The 16395-nt window shown below is 71.4% G+C and carries 16 protein-coding genes; 10 read left to right on the top strand and 6 right to left on the bottom strand.

Features of this window, described 5'->3' with window-relative positions:
- Positions 1–165: 165 nt before the first annotated feature.
- Positions 166–1701, top strand: a complete 1536-nt coding sequence (locus ACFXOM_RS09855; RefSeq protein ID WP_384934179.1) for a flavin-containing monooxygenase — start codon at positions 166–168, stop codon at positions 1699–1701.
- Between the two features lie 188 nt (positions 1702–1889).
- A complete protein-coding gene (locus ACFXOM_RS09850; protein ID WP_384934176.1) occupies positions 1890–3350 on the top strand; it encodes an MFS transporter in 1461 nt (486 codons plus the stop codon).
- A 174-nt stretch (positions 3351–3524) separates the two neighbouring features.
- On the opposite strand, the gene ACFXOM_RS09845 is transcribed toward ACFXOM_RS09850, so the two are convergent.
- A complete protein-coding gene (locus ACFXOM_RS09845) occupies positions 3525–4154 on the bottom strand; it encodes a TetR/AcrR family transcriptional regulator (RefSeq protein ID WP_384934173.1) in 630 nt (209 codons plus the stop codon).
- A 310-nt stretch (positions 4155–4464) separates the two neighbouring features.
- Between ACFXOM_RS09845 and ACFXOM_RS09840 the strand changes: the two genes are divergently transcribed.
- Positions 4465–5235, top strand: a complete 771-nt coding sequence (locus ACFXOM_RS09840; RefSeq protein ID WP_384934170.1) for a BTAD domain-containing putative transcriptional regulator — start codon at positions 4465–4467, stop codon at positions 5233–5235.
- 70 nt (positions 5236–5305) lie between these two features.
- Here ACFXOM_RS09840 and ACFXOM_RS09835 read toward each other — a convergent pair whose 3' ends face one another.
- The 4 genes from ACFXOM_RS09835 to ACFXOM_RS09820 all read right to left on the bottom strand — a co-directional run bounded on the left by ACFXOM_RS09835 (position 5306) and on the right by ACFXOM_RS09820 (position 8143).
- Positions 5306–5983, bottom strand: a complete 678-nt coding sequence (locus ACFXOM_RS09835) for an SGNH/GDSL hydrolase family protein (RefSeq protein WP_385037590.1) — start codon at positions 5981–5983, stop codon at positions 5306–5308.
- A gap of 429 nt (positions 5984–6412) precedes the next feature.
- Positions 6413–7228, bottom strand: coding sequence for an SDR family NAD(P)-dependent oxidoreductase (locus ACFXOM_RS09830; protein WP_385037587.1), 816 nt, complete (start codon positions 7226–7228; stop codon positions 6413–6415).
- Positions 7229–7502: 274 nt separating this feature from the next.
- Entirely contained in the window at positions 7503–7736 is a 234-nt protein-coding gene (locus ACFXOM_RS09825; protein ID WP_384934164.1) for a hypothetical protein, read from the bottom strand.
- Positions 7737–7873: 137 nt separating this feature from the next.
- Positions 7874–8143, bottom strand: a complete 270-nt coding sequence (locus ACFXOM_RS09820) for a WhiB family transcriptional regulator (RefSeq protein WP_384944336.1) — start codon at positions 8141–8143, stop codon at positions 7874–7876.
- A gap of 652 nt (positions 8144–8795) precedes the next feature.
- Here ACFXOM_RS09820 and ACFXOM_RS09815 point away from each other — a divergent pair.
- The 7 genes from ACFXOM_RS09815 to ACFXOM_RS09785 all read left to right on the top strand — a co-directional run bounded on the left by ACFXOM_RS09815 (position 8796) and on the right by ACFXOM_RS09785 (position 15297).
- Positions 8796–9125 carry a MerR family transcriptional regulator gene (locus ACFXOM_RS09815; protein ID WP_385037584.1) on the top strand — a complete coding sequence of 110 codons (330 nt, stop codon included), beginning with the start codon at positions 8796–8798 and terminating at the stop codon, positions 9123–9125.
- Positions 9126–9284: 159 nt separating this feature from the next.
- Positions 9285–10085: a molybdate ABC transporter substrate-binding protein gene (gene modA, locus ACFXOM_RS09810; protein ID WP_385037581.1), complete on the top strand. Its 801-nt coding sequence runs from the start codon at positions 9285–9287 to the stop codon at positions 10083–10085.
- Positions 10086–10173: 88 nt separating this feature from the next.
- A complete protein-coding gene (locus ACFXOM_RS09805; protein WP_385037578.1) occupies positions 10174–12147 on the top strand; it encodes an ABC transporter permease in 1974 nt (657 codons plus the stop codon).
- 321 nt (positions 12148–12468) lie between these two features.
- Positions 12469–12939 carry a MarR family winged helix-turn-helix transcriptional regulator gene (locus ACFXOM_RS09800; RefSeq protein ID WP_384934153.1) on the top strand — a complete coding sequence of 157 codons (471 nt, stop codon included), beginning with the start codon at positions 12469–12471 and terminating at the stop codon, positions 12937–12939.
- Between the two features lie 293 nt (positions 12940–13232).
- Positions 13233–13934 (top strand): NADPH-dependent FMN reductase, encoded by a 702-nt coding sequence (locus ACFXOM_RS09795; protein WP_384934519.1) that lies wholly within the window; start codon positions 13233–13235, stop codon positions 13932–13934.
- A gap of 55 nt (positions 13935–13989) precedes the next feature.
- A complete protein-coding gene (locus ACFXOM_RS09790) occupies positions 13990–14394 on the top strand; it encodes a VOC family protein (protein WP_384944332.1) in 405 nt (134 codons plus the stop codon).
- Positions 14395–14718: 324 nt separating this feature from the next.
- Positions 14719–15297 carry an RNA polymerase sigma factor gene (locus ACFXOM_RS09785; protein WP_384934149.1) on the top strand — a complete coding sequence of 193 codons (579 nt, stop codon included), beginning with the start codon at positions 14719–14721 and terminating at the stop codon, positions 15295–15297.
- A 67-nt stretch (positions 15298–15364) separates the two neighbouring features.
- On the opposite strand, the gene ACFXOM_RS09780 is transcribed toward ACFXOM_RS09785, so the two are convergent.
- Positions 15365–16354, bottom strand: a complete 990-nt coding sequence (locus ACFXOM_RS09780; RefSeq protein WP_384934146.1) for a MerR family transcriptional regulator — start codon at positions 16352–16354, stop codon at positions 15365–15367.
- Between the last annotated feature and the right edge of the window lie 41 nt (positions 16355–16395).

Here is a 16395-nt window from a genome sequence, read left to right as displayed (position 1 = left end):
GGATCTGACGGGACTCTGACGTCGGCTCGTCCGCACGGGCAGAGCGGTTTCAGGGACGTTCCGGATGATGGACCCGCCACCGGCCCGCTGTTCCCCGCGTGCGGCGCGCTCCGCTCCCCCGCACCGGCCGAGAACACGCCGATCGAGAAGGTAAGGAGACGCCTGATGGGTTCTGCACCGGCGAACGCAGGGGAATTCGAGACGCCGGACGTGCTGATCACGGGTACCGGGCTGGCCGGTCTCGGCATGGCGATGAAGCTGCTGGACGCGGGTCATTCCGACTTCGTCCTGTTGGAGAAGGCGGACGGCGTCGGCGGCACCTGGCGGGAGAACACGTACCCCGGTTGCGCGTGCGACGTCGCGAGCGTCATGTACTCGTACTCCTTCGCCCCGAACCGGGGCTGGAGCAGGATGTACGCGAAGCAGCCGGAGATCCTCGACTACGTCAAGGGCGTGGTCAAGGAGCGCGATCTGGAGCGGTACATCCGGTTCAACAGCGAGGCGGTCTCCTACGAGTTCGACGAGGAGAGCGACCGTTGGCGGGTACGGACCCGGTCGGGGCAGGAGTACCGGCCGCGCATCGTCGTCCTGGCACACGGCGTGCTGCACAAGCCGAACGTCCCCGACCTCCCGGGCATGGACCGCTTCGAGGGGGCGCTGTTCCACTCGGCGCAGTGGGACCACTCCGTCGACCTGAAGGGCAAACGCGTCGCCGTCATCGGAACCGGCGCGAGCGCGGTGCAGTTCATCCCGGAGATCGCCGGTACGGCTGCGCATGTGGACGTCTTCCAGCGCAATGCGCACTGGGTGCTGCCGAAGGCGGACCGCCCGATGCGGGAGGCGGAGCAGAAGCTCTTCCGAGCCGTGCCGTTCGTCCAGCGACTGTACCGGCTCGCCGCGTACTGGACGCACGAGCTCCCGGTGCTCGCCTTCCTCAACCCGAAGTTCGTCAAGGTGCTCGAACTGGTGGCGCGCCGCACGCTGGAGAAACAGGTGCCGGATCCGGAGCTCCGCAGGAAGCTGACCCCGACGTACCAGATCGGGTGCAAGCGCATCCTGCTGACGAACGACTACTACCCCACGCTGCTGCGGGACGACGTGGACCTCGTCACCTCCCCGATCGCCGAGTTCACGGAGAGCGGCATCCGGACGGCGGACGGGGATCTGCACGAGGCGGACGTGGTGGTCCTCGGCACCGGCTTCTCGACCGACAACCGGTGCGCCGACGAACACATTGTCGGCCGTGGCGGACTCACCATCCAGGACGCCTGGCGCGACGGCATGACCGCGCACCTGGGCACCACCGTCGCGGGGTTCCCGAACCTCTTCACGCTGATGGGCCCCAACTCGGGTGGTGGAGCCCAGTCGATCCTCTTCGTCATCGAGGCCCAGTTGCACTACGTCATCGAGTGCCTGCGCATGATGCGCAGGCAGCGAGCCACCCGGATCGAGGTGCGCGCCGATGTCCAACGGGCGTTCAACGCTCGGCTGCACGCCAAGTTGGGCCGGTCGGTGTGGAACACCGGTGGCTGTCACAGCTGGTTCCTCGACCACACCGGACACAACAGGCAGTCCTGGCCCGGTACCGGCACGTCGTACTGGAGGGCAACCCGGCGTCCGGACCCCCGGGCGTTCACCCTGACCGCCGGTGACGGTGCGCGACCGCTGCGGGCGGTCCCCGATCCCGTCGACGCCCCATAGCCACTGCCCCTCGGGGCGGGACGCGCGCGGAGGCCACGCCAGCGATTGCAGTAAACATACGGTCGTGCGTACACTCTTTTTGCGCGCACAGGCCTCTCATCCCCCGTAGGGGCCTGTGCGCGGCGGCGGCGACCGCCCTACGTGAGATCTCTCTCACCGACCAGCACAGACGAGAAGGGAATGTCCCCGTGACGAATGCCCGAGACCAGGTCGTGGCGACTGCGGCGCCGCCGGAGAGTGCGGCGCCCGCCGTGCCCTGGCGCGCCGTGTCGATCGTCATGGTCGGGATGTTCATGGCGATCCTCGACTCGTTCATCGTCGTCGTGGCCGGTCCCGCGATCCAGGAGGACCTGGGAGCGTCCGCCGGCGAGTTGCAGTGGGTCCTCGCGGGCTACCAGCTCAGCTACGCCGTGTTCATGATCACCGGAGGGCGCCTCGCCGACCTCTACGGGCGCAGGCTGGTCTTCGTCCTGGGAACGACGCTGTTCACCCTGTCGTCCGTCGCCTGCGCCATGGCGCAGAGCCCCGGCGTACTCATCGTGTCGCGCATCGTCCAGGGCCTGGGGGCCGCACTGATGGTGCCCCAGGTGTTCGCCCTCATCACCCTGACGGTGCCCGAGAAGAGGCGCTCCAGGGTGTTCGGCACGCTGGGCATCGTCATCGGCATGGCCACCATCAGCGGTCAGCTCGTCGGCGGGCTGCTGATCGGAGCCGATCTGTTCGGCTCCGGCTGGCGCTCGGTGTTCTGGGTGAACGTACCGATCGGACTCGCCACGGTCCTGGCGGCCCTGAAGTTCGTGCCGGAGTCCCGCGCGACCGGCGCCCGCAGGTTGGACGTGCCCGGAGTCCTCTCCCTCAGCGCAGCACTGCTACTGCTCACGTACCCGCTCATCCAGGGACGCGAAGAAGGCTGGCCGTGGTGGACCTGGGCCTGCTTCGCCGCCAGCGCGGTCGCGTTCGGCGTGTTCATCGCACTGGAACGGGCCGTCGACCGGCGGGGTGGTGACCCGCTGATGAAGCTGTCCCTGTTCTCACAGCGGTCGTTCTCGCTCGGGATCGTCCTCGTCCTCGCCGTGTACGCGCTACTGAGCTCCTACTACCTCGCCCTGTCCGTCTCCATGCAGGACGGACTCGGCAAGTCCGCCCTCGGCGCGGGGCTGGTGTACACGCCCGCCGCGGTCACCTTCTTCGTCTTCAGCATGGTCGCGGGTCGGCTCGTGCCGAAGTACGGGCGCCGCGTCCTGGAGGTCGGTTCGGTGGTCCTCGCGGTCGGCTACCTGACGACCGCCGTCGTGCTGCTGTCGGGTCCGCGGCTCACGCCGATGCTGGTGATCCCGACACTCATGCTGCAGAGCGTGGGCGGCGGTCTGCTCATCACGCCACTGCTGAACACGGTCCTGACGAGGATCGCCCCGGAGACGGTGGGCATGGCCTCGGGGGCCCTGTCGACCGCCCAACAGATCGGTGGCGCACTGGGCGTCGCGGTGATCGGGGCGGTCTTCTTCAATGCGTTCCACCCCGCAGCCGACGGTGCGGTGGAGGCCGCCGGACACGCTTTCGCGATGGCGTCGATCACCACGTTCGTCATCGCGTCGCTCGCGTCGCTGCTCGTCTTCCTGCTGCCCAAGCCGGCCAAGGCCCAGGACTGAAGGCCGGGCCCGGCGCCCAGCCACTCGGCGCCGTCCCACCTGGCCGAGAGCACCACGCCGGTGCGGCGGACCTCGACCGGTCCGCCGCACCGGCGTTCGTTCTCCTCGGAGAGCCAGCCGCACCCTGCGGCGAGGAACGACCGCGGGCTCGTCCCGAGCGGGCGGGACCGCCCGTCACCGTGGGGACTGGAGGAATCCGTCGATGATGCGGTGGACCTTGTTCATCACGTCGCCCTCACCGGTCCGCAGGGCGGTGTTGGCGGCACACAGCAGGGCGTCGATCTGGAACACGGCCAGGTCGATGTCGAGTTCGGCGATCTCACCCGAGGCCACGGCGTACCGGAGCTCGCTCGCGAGGCTCTCCCGCCACTCCCGCTGGTCGTGGAAGAGCGCGTCGCGCACCGGCCCCGGCTTGCTGTCGAACTCCGCGAGGTTGGCGGCACGGAAGCATCCCCCCGCGAACAGGGGTGCCCCGGCGTAGTCGGTCCAGTGGTCGAGCAGTGCCCGCAGGCGCCTGACGCCGCGGGGCGCGGACCTCGCCGGCCTGATGACGGCGTCGATGAACATCTCGCGCGCGAACTCGACGGTCGCCAGTTGCAGCGCTTCCTTCGTCTTGAACAGCGTCTGGATGCCCGCTTTGCTGAGCCCGGTGTCGGTGGCGAGGCGACCGAAGCTGAGGTGGGTGAGGCCTTCGAGCGAAGCGAGGTCCACGGCCTGGCGGAGGACGACTCCGCGCGTTCTTGCGCCGCGCAGGAGGCGCTTGTCAGTGATCTCCGTCCGCGTCGGGTCCGTGGCGTTTCGCATACGGTCGATCGTACCTCGTTCGATAGGGGTTGCACCATTTGTTCGACACCAGAATTCGTTGAACCATAACGCGAATCAGTCCCGGAAGTACGCCAGCAATCACTGGCCACTATTTCGAGTGGGTTGCCCCACTCGAATGTGTGGGATGTATACGGAACAGCCCCCCGGATAAGCTCAACCCCGTTGATCACCGAGTGTTCAATGATGAACATTTTCCGGCCTGGAAATTCGCAGGTGCGTCTCTTGTCTTTGCTGTAGGGGGATAACGACAGTGGCCATCGCGGAAATAAGCATACTTGGCCCTTTGCGCGTGACAATTCACAATGATGCGGCGGTGCTGAGCGGCCTGAAACTGCGCAGCATCCTCGCCGTCCTCGCGCTCCGCGCCGACCGCGAGGTCCGCCGCGACGAGCTCATCGAGGAACTGGACCTGACCAGGACGACGGGCGACGCCATCAACGCCGTGCACGCCCACGTCGCCCGACTGCGCCGCTGGCTGCACCGTCATGGCGGCAAGGGCGTCCTGGAGACGGTCAACTCCGGTTACCGACTCAACCTGGATCGGGGCGCGGTCGATGCCCACCGGTTCGTCGACCTGGTGGAGCAGGCCTTCGAGCTGGCGCCGTCCACTCCTTCCGTGGTCGCGACCATGCTCGAGGACGCACTGTCGCTATGGCGGGGCGACGCCCTGCTCGACGCCCTCGAAGGACCCGTCGTGGCCGGCGCGGCCGACGAACTGCACCAGTGGCGCGCCGCGGCGCGGGAGACGCTGATGGGCGCGTGGCTCTCGCTCGACGAGAACCAGAAGATCGTGCTGAACGCCAGGCGGTTCATCGCCGGAGATCCGCTCAACGAGTCGATCAGAGCCCGACACATCGTCGCGCTGCAGCGCATGGGCCGGCACGCGGAAGCGGTCGAGGCGTACCGCAACGCCGAGCAAGTGCTGAGGGAGGAGCTGGACATCGAACCCGGGGGCGAACTGCGCGCCGCATCGGGCTCCGCGCCGGACGCCGGCTCGCGCCTCTTGATCCCGTCGACCGGTCGTCCGCGTCCGCGGGTCGCCCTGCGCATGGCGTCCTGACGCCTCCGGGACGCCCCGCGCCGGAGGCGTGAGGACACGGCCGGTCCGTGAAGGCCGGACCGGCCCGCCGTCACGCGTGGGTGGAGTGAGCGAGTACGTGGGCGAGCGACTTGGCCACTTCGGTGGCCATCACCGCCTGCCCCGAGGTGGAGAAGTGGATGCGGTCCGCGCTCAACAGGTTCTCCCGGGCGTTGATCGGGTGGGCCCACATGTCGACGACGACGGCCGAGTACTCGGCGGCGAGGGCCCTGGTGATGCCATTGAGCCTGACCACGCGGTCGGCCCAGTCGGGGAACACCGGCACGACGTACGCCTTCCCCAAGGTGAACGTCGTCAGCTGGGCACCGGTCGACGACGCGAGATCGTACATGCGCCGCATGGTTCGCTCGATCCCGTCGAAGTCGGGCTTCCGGCGCACGAGGTCGTTCGCTCCGCACGGCACGTGGAGCAGATCGGGACCGAATTCCAGCATGTGCTCGATCTGCTTTTCCAGCGTGTCGGCCGTCGTGGCACCGATTACCGCGGTGTTGAGGTACTCCAGGTCCGGCCGGACCCTGCGGAGGATGCCGGCGAACCTGTCCGACCAGCCCGTGTCCGCATATCCGGGAGTGGGATCCCCGGTGCCCGCGGACAGGCTGTCGCCGATGACGGCGTAGCGGTGCCAGGGGGCGTCGAAGAGCAGCGCGGCGGCGTCCAGCGGCGGCAGGCAGAAGGGGTCGGACTCTTCGGTGAGCTGGGTGGCATCCATGAGCAAAGAATACGTTCGGCCGTATGCATGGGCAAGGGTCCGAAGCAGCCGAAGCTTCCACCGCAACGTGGTCGTCGACGAAGGCTGCGCGCACCCCGCGAGCGGAAATGACGGGCGCACCAGTCGGGCTGGGCGCGCGGCCGGCTGCCGACGGGCACGTACGTCGCGCGAGCCGCCGGCGGTCGGACGTGCCCACACACCGCCTCCGGCAGCAGCGTCCGTCCTGGGTACACCGGGGTGCACCCAGGACGGACGCTTCTTGAGCACTGCGGCCGACCACCCCACGCCGCGGTGCTGGACTCCTGGGCGCGGCCGGCCGGATCCACGAGGTAGGTGACCCGGAGCCGTCGTGGTTGATCGCGCCGGGCCGCTTCCCGTGCGGAACGGCACGGCTGGGGCCACCGGGCGGACGACCACCCGGCCGGCCCCCTACTCGCCGTCGCGCGGACTGATGCGGAAGCCGAAGGGCACGGTTCCGGGATCCAGTGCGGTCACACCGCCGTCGACGGTCAGCACGGCGCCGTTGACGAAGGACGCGGACGGCGACATCAGCCAGGCGATGGCCTCGGCCACCTCGCGCGGCTCTCCCGCCCGGCGCGCGGGCAGCAGCCGGGTCGCCTCCCGGTACGCCTCCTCGACTCCGCCGTCGGACAGCCCGGCCTCCTGGGCGAACCGGGTCATCCGACGGTCCGCCATCTCCGTCCGTACCCAACTGGGGCACACCGTGTTGGCGCGCAGGCCCCTCGGCCCGTAGTCGACCGCGAGGGAACGACACAACTGGAGGAGTGCCGCCTTGGACGTGGCGTACGCGGCGTTGCCCACTCCGTTGCGCAGCGCGGAGACGGAGGCCACCGCGACGACGCAGCCCCGGGCCTTCAGCAAGTGCGGCAGGGCCGCCCGCATCAGCAGGAAGGGGCCCGTGACGTTCGTACGCAGCACGCTGTCCCAGTCCTCGTCGGACAACTCGTCCACGCCTCCGCTGCGTCCGGTGCCCGCGTTGACGACCAGCCCGTCGATCCGGCCGAAGCGTGCCACCACGGCGTCGACGAGGCCGCGCACGGCGTCCGGGTCAGCGGTGTCCGCCGGGTGGGCGAGCGCTCCGGTCTCGGCGGCGACCCGGTGCAGCGGTTCCGGCCGCCGCCCCGAGACGACGACGTCGTGGCCGGACTCCCGCAGCATCCGTGCGGTGGCCGCACCGATGCCGGTTCCCCCTCCGGTGACGATCACAACGCGCTGGTCCGGCATGGGTGTTCGGCCTCCCACGGTTGCGTGGACGTGTCGCCCGATCCTACCGTCGGGACCAGGGCGGCGGGGCTGACGCGCCCGTCCCGCACACGGCCCAGGGCACGCCCGCCGCCCTCGTGAGGAGGGACCGTCCGGCACAGGGGAGAGCACAGTGGACGTCGCCGCGTTCAGCCGGTCGCGGGCGCCGAACCACTGCGTCAGCGCAGCCCGTGCAGCCGCAGCTCGCAGGCGAGCATCAGCCCGGTCGGTCCGCCACCGGTGACGATGTCGTCCGTCAACGCCCTTGCGCCAGGCCGGTGTCCAGTTCGCGGAGGACCCGCTCCTGGTCGTCCAGGAACCCTTCCGCGAACAGGGCGCGGGGCAACACCGCCGTCAGGGTGAGCTCGGTCCCCGACCGTTCGACGTCGTCCTTCACCAGGGAGTGCGCCGCGTCCGGGTAGTGCCGGACGGTGAGGTGTTCGGGCCGGAGGATCCTGCGGTACGTGGTCTCGGTGTCAGTGACGTCCACGTTGACGTCGTGCCCTGCGAGAACCAGCAGGTCGCGGCCCCGAGCACTCGCAGGACCCGGACCGCCGCAGCAGCCGGGAAGGCCTCCGGCGACCGTCCCCGCGCGAGCGCCCCGACCCTTCCGACTGCGGGGCTCGACTAGCCGGCGCCCCGCGCGGCCGAACGGCGGCGCGCCATCCGGCGCCGCAGGGAACGCCGTTCGTCCTCCCCGAGTCCTCCCCACACACCCGAGTCCTGGCCGTGCTCGATGGCCCACCGGAGGCACTGTTCCCTGACCGGGCAGCCCCGGCAGACGGCCTTGGCCTCGGCAACCTGCAGCAACGCCGGTCCGGTGTTGCCGATCGGGAAGAACAGGTCGGGGTCTTCGTCCAGGCATGCCGCGTCATGGCGCCAGTTCTCGATCTCCACGGGAGTACCTCCTCCATTCGCAGACGTGCAACCGGTCCTCCTACGGGTCACCGAAGATCCGCCCCTGAAACCACCGGCGTCGACGTGTCGACGTGCGGAACCAGCCGTGGGCACCTCCACGGCGATGCACGGGGACGGCCCGGATTCACCGGTGGGGCAGGGGACTTGGCCAACGGACGGACCCGGGTGCCCTCGGCGAGGCCCAGCCCGGGGACGGCCTCGGTGGGGACGGCGGCGGTGACCTGGCCGATCCCGTCGGGACGCACGCCGACGGTGGACACGGCCACCGCTGGTGGCGGCGATGACGACACCGGGGGACTGGTTGCGGATGCTCGGCCCACGGAGTACACGTCGACCGATCGGCGACGCGGATTCCCCACCTGTGCCACGCACCGTGGCCACCTCGGCCTTCCCCCGGGACCGGGGAGCCGTTGCGGACCACGACGCCTGCGCCGCCGCATACCGCTCGACGGGCGCCGACCGGGCCGTGGAGGGCCACCGGCCCCACCGCGGCCGTCGTTCCGTCGACGCGCCTGCGCCGACCCCGTACGGTCCGGCCTGCTTGGCAGTTCCTCCAGCCGATGCGGCATCTGCGGGTGTCTATCTACAAGAATATTGCATATGCCAGGACCAACGGCCTAGCGTATTGCATATGCAGTTCCTCAACCTCGGCAGGACGGCACGTCTGCACGGGTTCGGTCCGGACAGCGCGCATCGCCGGGCCGACGCCCGCCGTCCCGCGACCCACCGCCAGGACACCGGCCGCCACCTCGTCGCCCGCCGTGGTCGGGCGGCCCTCGCCGTCGAGGTGACACACCGGCACGATGGGCGCGCTCCCTCCACCACTTCGATGCACGACACCGTTCCCGCCACCGCCACCACGGCCGGGCACGGTGACGGACCGGCGGGAGGTGTCCAGCACCGGCGCGCCCCCGCCCGGCTCTCCCCAGACGACGGAGGCATCGGCAGAAGCGGGCCCTGAGAGCCGCAGGCCGGGCCGTCGGTCGCGCGCCGTCCACCGCACTCGTCGACCTCGTTCTACCTGCTGGCGCGACCAGCGGCGCCGCACTCACCGACACGGCCCACCACCTCCCGCTCGGACGGCACCAGCCGGCCCACCTCTCCCCCGAGGAGTTCCCCCATGCCCCCCACGCCCATCAGACGCCGCGCCGCACTCGCCCTGTCGGTCGCGTTGCTCGTTCCGCTCGCCGCCTGCATCGGCGACGGAAAGACGAAGGAGGGCACGACGGGGGCCACCGGCTCGACGAAGGCCCCCGCCGCCGACCTGACGGTCCTGGCCGCCTCCTCACTCACGGACGTGTTCACGACCGCAGGCGCCGTGTACGAGAAGTCCCACCCCGGCACGAAGGTGAGGTTCTCCTTCGCCGGGTCCCAGGAGTTGGCCGCCCAGGTGAAGCAGGGCGCTCCGGCGGACGCACTGGTCACGGCCGACACCAGGACCATGGACGGCCTGAGGTCCGACACCGGGACCCCGAGCGTGATCGCCAAGAACCGGCTGGTGATCGCGACCGGCGGGGGCAATCCGAAGAAGATCGACGGCCTCGCGGATCTGTCCGACCCCACGCTCAAAGTCGTTCTCGCAAGCCCCGAAGTTCCGGTCGGCCGCTACAGCAGGAAGATCCTCGACGCCCAGAACGTCGTGGTGCGACCGGTCTCCCAGGAGCCCAACGTCCGGGCCGTGCTCAGCAAGGTCGAACTGGGCGAGGCGGACGCCGGACTCGTCTACCGGACCGACGCGTCCAGCGCGACCGAAAGGGTCGACGCGATCGAGATCCCCGATGCGCAGAACGCGATCGCCTCCTACCCGGCCGCGACCCTGAAGGGGTCGAAGAACGCCGAGGCGGCGTCCGCGTTCGTCGCCTGGCTCAGCGGTCCGGAGGCGCAGAAGGTCCTCCAGGACGCGGGATTCCAGAAGCCGTAACCCGCCACAGCGGTGAGGGCCGCCCGTTTCGGGGCGGGCGGCCCGACCGCCACCCGCCACCCGCCGCCCGCACCCCAGGGACGTCCTGATGAAGAACCGCCGCACCCTTTCCCGTGCCGCTGCGGGAGAACGCCGTGCACCCGCTGCCCGAGGGCCCCTGGTACTGGTGGTTCCCGCGCTGCTCGCCGTCGCCTTCCTACTCCTTCCGCTGGCCGGCATCCTGGTGCGCACGCGGTGGGACCAGGTCGGATCCCATCTGACGAGCCCGGGCACCAGGGAAGCGCTGCAGCTCTCCGTGCTCGTCTCGTTCTGGGCACTCGGACTGTCCCTGCTCCTCGGCGTCCCGCTCGCCTGGCTGCTGGCCCGGGTGTCCTTCCCCGGCAAGGCGTTCGTCCGCGCCCTGGTCCTCCTGCCCATGGTGCTGCCGCCGACGGTGGGTGGCGTGGCCCTGCTGCTCGCCTTCGGACGGCGTGGGCTGCTCGGCCCCTGGCTGGAGGATTCCTTCGGCATCACGCTCCCGTTCCACACCTCCGGCGCCGTCATCGCCGCGACCTTCGTCGCCATGCCGTTCCTCGTGATCAGTCTCGAGGGCGCACTCGGCGGGCTGCGCCCTCGGTACGAGGAGACCGCCGCGTCGCTCGGAGCGCCTCCGGTGAGGGTGTTCCTCACCGTGACGCTGCCGATGGTGGCTCCCGGCCTGATCGCCGGGGCGGCCCTCACCTGGGCACGTGCCCTGGGCGAGTTCGGTGCGACGATCACCTTCGCGGGCAACCTCCCCGGGGTCACCCAGACCCTGCCGCTCCAGGTGTACCTGCTGCTGCAGGAGCAACCCGAGGCCGCCACCTCCGTCTCCCTGCTGCTGCTCGCGATCGCCATGATCGTTCTCATCGCGCTGCGAGGCCGCTGGGCCGGAACGCCGCGCGGGCGCAGCGCAGGGGCGCACGGGCCCGCGGTGCAGGGCCCCACGGCGGACGCGCCCGCCCCCGAAGCGGCCACGGCGCCTCAGGAGCCTCAGGAGCCACGGGAGCGGTGGGCGCTGCACGCCGAGGTCACCGGTTTCAACAGGCTGACCCTCGACGCCGAACCGGGCACGACGATCGCCGTCGTGGGTCCCAACGGCGCCGGAAAGACCACTTTGCTGCGGTCCTTGCTCGGCCTCACCCCCCGCGCACACGCCCGACTCCGGCTCGGTGACACCGACGTCACCGGTCTGCCGCCGCACCTCCGCCACGTCGCCTGGGTCCCGCAGGACGGCGCGCTGTTCCCGCACATGAGCGCCCTCGCCAACACGGCGTACGGGCTGCGTGCGCGCGGTGTGCGGCGCACCGAGGCGCGCCGCAGCGCGCAGGAGTGGCTCGACCGGCTCGGCGTCGGCCACCTCGCACACCGCAGGCCAGCCCAACTCTCCGGCGGGCAGGCCCAGCGGGTCGCCCTGGCCCGGGCGTTGGCGGCCAAGCCCCGCCTGCTGCTGCTCGACGAGCCTCTCGCGGCGCTCGACCAAACGACCCGCGCCCGCGTACGGCACACCCTGCGCACGCACCTCGACGGCTTCGGCGGCGTCTGCCTGATCGTCACCCATGACCCGGTTGAGGCCGTGTCACTCGCCGATCGGGTGCTCGTGCTCGACGGGGGACGCGCGCTGCAGGACGCATCGCCGGGCGAGGTCACCCGACATCCACGCTCGCCGTGGGTGGCCCGGATGCTCGGCCGCAACGCCTGGCCCGGCACGGTGGCCGGCGGCGGGCTCGCGCTCTCCGCAGGAGGGTTCCTCGTGGTCGCGGACCCCCTCCCCGAGAGCGGCGACGTGCTCGCGATCATCGCTCCCGAGGCGGTTTCCGTGCACCGGGAGAAGCCGACCGGCAGTCCGCGCAACGTCTGGCGGGGAACGGTCCGGGAGATCACCACCAGCGGGAGCCGGCTGCGGGTCTTGATCACCTCCGAGCAGGTGCCCGACCTGGTCGCGGAGATCACTCCCCAGGCGGCGGCCGAACTCCGCCTCGCCGACGGGACTCCGGTCTGGACGGGTGTCAAGGCGACCGAGGTGACCGTCGTGCCGCTGTGAGGTTCCGACCGCCGAGCGGGCCGGGCACGATCCGCTGGACACACCGGTCCGCAGGACCGGGCGCTTCACGGACCGGCACCACCCGTGTGCCCCACGGAGCGCACTGGTCGCCGCGGCCACGGCGACGGCGGTGCACCCGGGTCGCCACGGTGGCCGTCCACCGAGGGCGACGGGGTGTTCCTGGCGGCGGCCACCGGAGGGACGGGGGGCGACCGTTCGCCGCCCCGGATCAGCACGGCGGTCCCGCCGGGGCGGCAGCCGCCCGCCACCCGGGCTCGTACCGGGTTGATGCGTCAATCAGCGCGGGGATAATCTCGACCGGTGACCGAACCTCAGTGGCTGGACGACCTTGAACAGCGCGCCTGGCACGGCTTCATCGCCATGAGCCAGGTACTGGAGGAGCAGGTCAACCAGGGTCTACGCCAGGCGGGCGGCCTGTCGCTCGCCGACTACCGCGTGCTCGTGCCGCTCTCCGAAGCCGAGGACCATCGGCTGCGGATGCAGGAACTCGCCGCCCAGGCCCGGTGGGAGAAGAGCCGGCTGTCGCACCAGGTCCGCCGGATGGAAGGCCGCGGACTCCTCAGACGCGAGGAGTGTCCCACCGACGCGCGCGGCGCCTACGCGGTGCTCACCCCCGAGGGACTCGAGGCGATCCGCTCGGCCGCCCCCGTACACGCCGCGAACGTGCGCCGGATCTTCGTCGACGCACTGTCCCGGGAGCAACTGGAAGCGCTCGCCGCGATGGCGGAGAACGTCACCCACCGGCTGGGCGCCAGAACCGGCGGGGAGTAGGAGGCACGCTCTGCGGCAAGGGCGCGGCCTGTTGGGCTTCCCACGGCAGCAATCACCCGCACCCTAGAGGTTGACACGTCAACATTGAGGCGTACCGTGGAACCCGTGGACGTGTCACCACCTCCTGCGGCTCCCGGTCCGAGCGGTGCTCCCGCGGATGCGCACACGGTCCAGGAGGGTCAGGATCTTCTCGCGGAGGGGTGCACACCGGCGCGGGACCGCTCCGCGCGCACCGGCGGAACACACGGCGGGTGCCGCCCCGGAGCGGCACCGCCAGCGACGAGAAAGGCGCCATCATGACGGACCCCCACCCCTCCCCGGACGGCGCACGCGCCGCTTCCCCGCCAGTCGACCGCACGGACCTGCGCGTCTTCGTCCTCTCCGGCTCCTCGCGCGCGGGTTCCGTGAACTCGCGCCTGGCCTCGCTCGTCGCCTCGCTCGTCGAGGAGGCGGGGGCCGCGGTCGACCTCGCACGGCTGAGGGACTTCGAGACCCCCGTCTACGACGGGGACGTCGAGGCGGCCCACGGGCAGCCGGAGGGCGCCGCCGCGCTCCGCGACCGCATCGGGGCGGCCCACGCGCTCGTCATCGCCTCTCCGGAGTACAACGCGTCCGTGCCGGGCCCGGTGAAGAACGCCATCGACTGGGTGTCACGGTTCCGGCCGCAGCCGTTCAAGGACAAGCAGGCGATGCTGGTCTCGGCGTCCCCGTCCATGGTCGGCGGGAACCGGGGGCTGTGGGCACTGCGCGTCCCGTTGGAGCACCTCGGCGCCCGTGTCTACCCGGACATGTTCAGCCTCGCCGCCGCCCACCAGGCCTTCACCGACGACGGCGACCTGGCCGACGCGGGGCTGCGCGAACGGCTGGCGGCGACCGTCGACTCGTTCCTCGGCCTGGTGGAGGCGGACGTGCGGTACCCGTGCCTGCAGCACCGCTGGTACGAGTTCCTCGGTGACGGCAGCAGCGCGCCCGTGACACAGCGCACCGAGTCATGACGCTCCACCGGCTCCGCTCCACCCCCACGGCTACAGCACCGGGAGGACACCGGTCATGACGACTGCGTTCCCCGAAGGCGCGGAACTGACCCACCTCCTGGTCGTCGGTGACGTCGACCGGTCCCGCGACTTCTACCGTGACGTCGTGGGCGCCGAGCTGGTGCGTGAGTACGGCGGAACCAGCGCCGTACTGCGGCTGTGCGGCACCTGGCTGCTTCTGGTCGCCGGTGGCGGACCGACCGCCGACAAACCCCGGGTCACGTTCGCCCCGCCCGAGGACCCGGACCGGGCGAGCCACGAGATGACCTTCCGGGTGCCCGACTGCCGTGCCGCCTACGACGCCCTGCGGGCTCGGGGCGCCGACTTCCTCACTCCGCCGGTGGACCACGGCATGGAGGTCCGTTGCTTCTTCCGGGACCCGGACGGGCACCTGCTGGAACTGAGCGAAGTGAGGCGGTGAAGGGGTGACACCGGCGCGGCGGTGCCGGGAAGGGGCCTGCGGTACCGGGTAGGCACTGTGGCACTTCGTCCGCCGGGCACTGGGCTGACCGGACGGCTCGACGGAGCCTCGATCCCAGGCCCCGTGCGCCCCGTGCCCGGTCCGCCAGAGGACAACCGGAACGACGCAGAACCGATGCAACTTGAGATGGGCATCCCGCACGGTCAGTCTGATCGTGCTGGGCGCACCGGACGCGCCCCGCCACGACCGTCCTGACGGGCAACGTCACGGCGTCGTGTCCGGACACCACCTGCCGGGCCCGTCCCGGCACAAGGAGCCGACACCATGGTCATCGTCGGATCCGGAACGTCCCCGCACCTCGACGAGCGGCAACTCGCCGCGGGGTTCGCCTCAGGTGACGAAGCGTGCCTGGAGGCGGTGTACCGGCGCTGGGGCACGCTCGTCTTCGCCCTCGCACGGCGGGCCCTGGCCGACGACCGGGAGGCCGAGGACGTGACCCAGCAGGTCTTCCTCGCCGCGTGGCGCGGCCGGGGCGGCTACCGCCCGGGACGCGGAGGGCTCCCCGGCTGGCTCGTCGGCATCGCCCGTCACAAGATCGCCGATGCACTGGCTTCCCGCACCCGGCGCGCCGAACTGGTCGCTGCCGTCGGTGCCCAGTGCGGGACGGCCCGGGGCCCGGCCTGCGGGCGGGGCCCGGAGCAGGCGCTTGACCGGGTGCTGGTGCTCGACGAGCTGGCGCGCCTACCGGCCGCCCAGCAGCGGGTCCTGCGCATGGCCTTCTACGGCGACCTCACCCAGACGCAGATCGCCGAACGCACCGGACTCCCCCTCGGGACGGTCAAGAGCCACATGCGCCGCGCGCTGCTGTCCCTGCGGCACTCGCTGCAGACGGAGCCGGCCTGACCCCCGGAGCCGGCAGGCCGTCGAGGGCGGCACGCGAAGCGTCAACGCCCGCTCCCGGCTGCAGTGTTCAGCGCGCCAGCAGCGAGTCCAGGACGTCGAGCCCCGAGCTCAGGCCGTGCAGCCGCACCGTCCCGGGCGCCGGTGGTCCGCCGCTCCACCCCGGCCCGGCCAGCAGCAGCGAGGGACGCGTCCTGGCGCCGCGCACACCCCACCCGATGCCCGACAGGTAGTGGACCAGGGCCCGGTCGGCCGTCGACCTGGACTGGGCCCACAGGACCACGGCGGAGGGACCGAGGCGGCGTACCGCCTCGCAGAGCGACTCCGCGGGAAGCGCGGCACCGAACATCCTGGCGGGCAGACCGCGTTCGCCGAGCGCGGCGGTCAGCGCCTCGATGGGGAGGCTGTGTTGCTCCCCGGGAGCGCAGGCGAGCAGCACGGGCGGTGCTCCGGCCCGTTCGCCGGAGGGACGCACCCGACGCAGCGCGCAGGAGATGTGCCAGGACAGCAGGTGCTCGACCTCCACATACCGCTCGCCCGATGTGGCCCACTTGCGTCCGACGGCGTGCAGGGTCGGTGCGCAGACCTCCTCCCAGGCACCGACGAGGCCGTGCTCGGCCAGTGCCGATTCCAGCAGTTCCTCCACGGCGGGGGCGTCGAGGCGCACGGCCGCCCTCGCCAGTCCGCGGCACTCCTGCCGCACGTCCCCGAGGGGCAGGGCCCCCGGGCCGCCCGGTGCCCTGCGGGTCGGAGCTGCGGGAGGGACGCCGGTGTCCGGCACCCGCGGAGCGACGGACGTGCGCAGGACGGCGCGGGCCGCCTCGCCCGGAGGGACGCCCTGGGCGGTGAGCCGGCACATCGCCTCCAGCCGGGCGATGTCCTCGGAGGTCCAGCGGCGGTGCCTGCCGTCCTCGCGGGTTGCCGGACCGATGGCGTAGCGCCGCTCCCAGGAACGCAGGGTGGTCGGTGCGACCCCGAGCCTGCGGGCCACCGCTCCCGTGCTCAGGGCGACCGCGGGGCCCGGGCCGGACGGGTCCCCGGCTGGCCTGCGGGCTGTCATACCGCCCATCGTACGACGCACAACCGGTGCAAGCCCGAGCG

It is taken from the genome of Streptomyces sp. NPDC059169, from assembly GCF_042755225.1.
GTDB lineage: Bacteria > Actinomycetota > Actinomycetes > Streptomycetales > Streptomycetaceae > Streptomyces.
The sequence above is the reverse complement of the archived record's forward strand: the minus strand, read 5'-3'. Positions and strand labels throughout refer to the sequence as shown.

What these genes read in the sequence shown, in the direction of transcription:
- modA (WP_385037581.1), top strand. Translation starts at nt 9,285, where the DNA reads ATGCCCCCCACGCCCATCAGACGCCGCGCCGCACTCGCCCTGTCGGTC.
- ACFXOM_RS09815 (WP_385037584.1), top strand. Translation starts at nt 8,796, where the DNA reads ATGCAGTTCCTCAACCTCGGCAGGACGGCACGTCTGCACGGGTTCGGT.
- ACFXOM_RS09805 (WP_385037578.1), top strand. Translation starts at nt 10,174, where the DNA reads ATGAAGAACCGCCGCACCCTTTCCCGTGCCGCTGCGGGAGAACGCCGT.
- ACFXOM_RS09855 (WP_384934179.1), top strand. Translation starts at nt 166, where the DNA reads ATGGGTTCTGCACCGGCGAACGCAGGGGAATTCGAGACGCCGGACGTG.
- ACFXOM_RS09830 (WP_385037587.1), bottom strand. Translation starts at nt 7,228, where the DNA reads ATGCCGGACCAGCGCGTTGTGATCGTCACCGGAGGGGGAACCGGCATC.
- ACFXOM_RS09780 (WP_384934146.1), bottom strand. Translation starts at nt 16,354, where the DNA reads ATGACAGCCCGCAGGCCAGCCGGGGACCCGTCCGGCCCGGGCCCCGCG.
- ACFXOM_RS09835 (WP_385037590.1), bottom strand. Translation starts at nt 5,983, where the DNA reads ATGGATGCCACCCAGCTCACCGAAGAGTCCGACCCCTTCTGCCTGCCG.
- ACFXOM_RS09845 (WP_384934173.1), bottom strand. Translation starts at nt 4,154, where the DNA reads ATGCGAAACGCCACGGACCCGACGCGGACGGAGATCACTGACAAGCGC.
- ACFXOM_RS09785 (WP_384934149.1), top strand. Translation starts at nt 14,719, where the DNA reads ATGGTCATCGTCGGATCCGGAACGTCCCCGCACCTCGACGAGCGGCAA.
- ACFXOM_RS09790 (WP_384944332.1), top strand. Translation starts at nt 13,990, where the DNA reads ATGACGACTGCGTTCCCCGAAGGCGCGGAACTGACCCACCTCCTGGTC.